Source organism: Leptolyngbya cf. ectocarpi LEGE 11479, assembly GCF_015207065.1.
Classification (GTDB): domain Bacteria; phylum Cyanobacteriota; class Cyanobacteriia; order Phormidesmidales; family Phormidesmidaceae; genus Leptothoe; species Leptothoe ectocarpi.
Genome location: NZ_JADEXP010000496.1, coordinates 1 through 3,480, shown reverse-complemented (window position 1 = coordinate 3,480; position 3,480 = coordinate 1). Strand labels below are relative to the sequence as shown.

The following is a 3,480-nucleotide window of genomic DNA, read 5'->3' as shown; positions in this document are numbered from 1 at the left end:
TAGAAACGTCTGGGGGATATCTGTCTGAGGTGGCATCGACTGCTTCGCAGTGGACAACTTTAAGGAACACATATACGTAGAGCAAAAATATTAGTTAGAAATAACGCAGTGCCCATGGCGGCAGCCCCTCGATTATAGGCGTTATAAAAAACCGTCCTACCTGATGGGGCGGAGTATTTATGCGCTTCAGGCATAACTTTACCGTATGATCACGTAAATTTTGAATTTTCCTTATACAGGGTGTCTAACAGTCTTGAAAAATAAAGGTTCTAGCTATCATGCTAGTCAGTGGGAGCCCCACTGCCAACATCATCCACAGCGGCAATCTCTGCCTGGGCGATCTCTGTCTGGGCGATCAGTCGTTTCCGCTGCTCTAGGTCGAGCCAAATCATATCTGAGACAAACTTTACCTGCCCATTTAGAGCCGTAGAAATAGCCTCTATTTTTACCAGGGCATCGTTGATGGTTTGTACCATCGCCGCTGTTTCCCGAGCGTTATCCAAGGCTGCTTTCCCTGCTTGGGCAATATTGCTAGTCTGGTACTGTAAATCTTTAAAGGACGGCTGGCGGCGGTCATAGGTTTTCAGACTGGTCACATCCAGGACCAGGTGAGCCAGTAAGGCTTGCAAGTACACCTGGTTAGGCAAATCCTGGGCCTTCTCGATACCCACGGCCAGAGCTTTTATCCGTTTTTCTAGGTCAGTAAACAGCTCCGTTGAGTCCAGTTCTGAGGGGATGCGTTTGAGGGCTGTATCCAAGGCCCGGCCCATGGTAAATAAAGCATCAACCTGAATATCCACCGATTGGTAATCCCTGGTACCCAGCAGCTTTTTCACCCGGTAGAGCAGTCTCTGCTGCTGATTGGCCTCGTCATCGATCCGGGTGGTAAATTCTAAAAACTGCTCTAGCACTTGGTCGGTACGACAACTTTCCTGGGCTAGGGATTGTTTGTACTGCCGAATGGCATCCTCCTGGTTATTGAGCTGTTCGAGAAGGGTAAAAAATGCCAGGGATAGCTGATCTAGCTCATCTTGCTGATGCCATGCGGCCAGTAGCTTGTGATCGGTTTGGGGCAGCTGGTTGCATTGGAGCAGAATCGGCTTTAACCGACGGTTGAGTTTACCCACGGCCAGGAACAGCACCACCGTCAGGATCCCCATGACTGCAGCTGTAGTCACAGCTGTAATTAGAAAAATGCGCTCATAGACAGCGGCGTAGGGCACAAAGCCAAACAGAATCCAGTCTTGACCGGGGACAGTAGCATAGGCCCAATAGCCGGTTTTACCCCTTAAAAACCCTGTCCCACCAAAGTCCACCTGTTGCCAAAGCGAGTCTAGCTCGGCGATGTCTTTATAGGTTCCCAGTGGGGAGGCTGGCTTGACTGAGTTAGCAACAATGGCCCCTGACTGGGTGGCAAGGATAAAATGCCCGGCTTGTCGAAAGACATCATCATCCAGCAGTGCCTCAAAATGCTGAACGTCAATATCCACTAGGATGGTGCCTAACCAGTCCCCTTCATGACCAAACATGGGCAGGTAGTAGGTGAGCATCTCTCCGGCTGGCCCCTGGAAAGGCTCGGTCCACACACTATTCTGGGGTAAAAAATACTCTTGATAGCGCTGGCTCTCGGGATAAAACTCGCCCTCACCATCGGCAAAGTCTTCGTAGACGATGGTGTCTCGGTTAAAGGACGTATCTTCCTGGGAGGTGATTACCGAATAGTAGGGAAACAGCCAGGACTGATCCTCGATAATGCCCTTTTCACTTTGGCCCAGACCTAAGCCGATGACAAAGTCTGGACGCCGCTCAAACAGCTGCAGGATGATTTCTCGATAGGTGTCAGGGTATTGGGCCTGCCGTTCATGGAGGGTGGTGGCACTTACCCCCAGTCCATAGGCGAGGGTTTCAGCGGTTTCTGTCACCGATGAGATCGCATTCACCTTCCCATCCAAGCTACTGCGCACCTGATCTTCCACCTGGTCCCTGAGCATGACACTAAAGAAAAAGCCCATTCCCCCTAACCCTGCCAGGGTACTGAGGGTAATCAACCAAAACAGCCGTCCTCCAAATGAATTTAGCTGCAGCCATCCCATCTGTTTTCTACCCATGTCCACTCAGGTCCCCTGCCCCATTCACCTAGTCAATTACTGACTTTGCCCGACGGACAAGAATCTCTGCAATCTTCTCAATTCTGCTCAGCATGGGCGTTATGGTCTGCACTGACGCGCCAATGGACCGCGCATCGACAGCTGCTGTTTGTCCAGCCTGGGTTAGACTGCGGGTCTGCTGCCACAGGCTATCAGCCGAAGGCCGCTGACGTTCATACGCTTTAAGCGTCATGATTGTCGTTATCATCTGAGCAATCAACGCCTGGAGCTGTTCGACAGATTGCAAACTGGTATCTGTCTTTAATGCAGCCATGAGCGTATGGAGCTGTTGTTCTAGTAAGAGTAGGGTCTCCGCTGCATGCTCACTTGACAATGTCCGACTGAGCTCTCCATTGAGGGCACGACCTAATGTATTCAAGGCATCTAACTGGATATCCACCGATTGGGTATCATTGACTATCCCATCCACGAGTCGCTGTATTTCGCGAATAAGTGTCTGTTGCTCACTACCCTCCTGGTTAAGCGCCTCGGCAAAGTCTGTAAACTGTTCAGAGACTTGGTCAGAATGGAGGGACTCTTTCTCAATTTTTTGCTCATGACGACGGATGGTCTCTGCATTTAAGTTGAGTCGTTCCACCATATTAAAAAAGGCCAGGGATAGCTGATCTAGCTCATCCTGCTGATCCCATTGGGCCAATAGCCCAGGCTCGGTATGGCCTAACTGCTTACATTCATTGAGCACCGGCATCAGCCGACGATTGAGATTACGAATGGCCAAGATAATCGCCGTTGATAGCAGGACTACCATCACAGCTGTTGCCGCCACCGTAATCAAGGCAATGCGACTAAACACTGCGGTATAGGGAACAAACCCAAATACTAGCCAATCTTGACCGGGCACGGCTTCATAGGCCCAATAGCCAGTTTCTCCTTCCACAAAACCGCTACCTTTGAGATCAAGATCGTTCCAAAGATCTCTTAAGTCATTAATCTCTTTATAGGTTTGTAGATTGTTTTCAGTCTTATTGGGGTCGGCAATAATATTGCCTGACTGGGTCATTAATACAAAATGACCCATGCCGCGAAAGACAGGCTTATTGATCAGCTCACTTAAATATTTCGTATCAATGTCCACCAAGGTGGTTCCTAGCCAGCGACCATCGCCAGAAAACAGCCGAAAATAATAGGTCAGTAGCTGATTTGGCCCCTTTTGATAGGGTTCACTCCAAATATTATTACGTGAGGAGAAAACCTCTTGATAGCTTTCGCTTTCAGGGTAAAATTCACCTTCGTCATCAGCTAAATCTTCGTAGCGTACCGGCAATGGCGCATCGGTAGTACCGGCTGCAGCAGACTCAACCCAGTAATAGGG

At 49.6% G+C, this 3,480-nt stretch carries 2 protein-coding genes; both read right to left on the bottom strand.

Annotated elements, in window-relative coordinates; translation table 11 throughout:
- Positions 1 to 281: 281 nt before the first annotated feature.
- Positions 282 to 2,108, bottom strand: coding sequence for a cache domain-containing protein (locus tag IQ260_RS28945; protein ID WP_193996529.1), 1,827 nt, complete (start codon positions 2,106 to 2,108; stop codon positions 282 to 284).
- 28 nt (positions 2,109 to 2,136) lie between these two features.
- The coding region (locus tag IQ260_RS28940; protein ID WP_193996528.1) for a PDC sensor domain-containing protein at positions 2,137 to 3,480 on the bottom strand (1,344 nt) is incomplete at its 5' end.

Excerpts from the sequence above, each read along its gene's own strand:
- IQ260_RS28945 (WP_193996529.1), bottom strand. The coding sequence starts at position 2,108 with ATGGGTAGAAAACAGATGGGATGGCTGCAGCTAAATTCATTTGGAGGA.